This is a genomic window from Streptomyces sp. WM6386, from assembly GCF_000972385.1.
GTDB lineage: Bacteria > Actinomycetota > Actinomycetes > Streptomycetales > Streptomycetaceae > Streptomyces.
The window spans coordinates 1-436 of sequence record NZ_JXTE01000512.1; the positions used below are offsets into that span (position 1 = coordinate 1).

Here is a 436-nt window from a genome sequence, read left to right on the forward strand (position 1 = left end):
CCCGCCCCCACCGCCGTTCTGGGCCTGCTGTTGATGCGTGGGGAGTTCGTCCCCGGGCTGACCGCCCTGGACTCCTCTGCGCAGATCATCGCCTGGGCTGTCGTACTCGGCTATGCCCAGCAGGCCTTCACCCGGCTCGTCGACAGCCAGGGCCAAGCCGTCCTCAATGCCGTGGGCGGCCCGGGACACTCCCAGTCGGTGCGCACCCACGAACCACCGGGCCCGGCTTGAGACCGTCGGCCTCCTTAACCCGATTACACCTCTACTGGTTGCACCGCACTCCCTGACCGCGCCTCCTGGGAACAAGTGAACTACACGACGAGGACGATGGGACTCCCATGGCGGTCACCGGCAAAATCAAGGGGGAACGGAGGGAAAAAGCCGACGCCCCGGCCAAGAGGCAAATGCCGCCTGCGAGAACGGAAAACGCACCCCC

At 66.5% G+C, this 436-nt stretch carries 1 pseudogene; it reads left to right on the forward strand.

Going from position 1 to position 436, the window contains the following annotated elements:
• Nucleotides 1–231, forward strand: a pseudogene (locus tag TN53_RS42480) (hypothetical protein); the annotation flags it as partial.
• Nucleotides 232–436 lie beyond the last annotated feature (205 nt).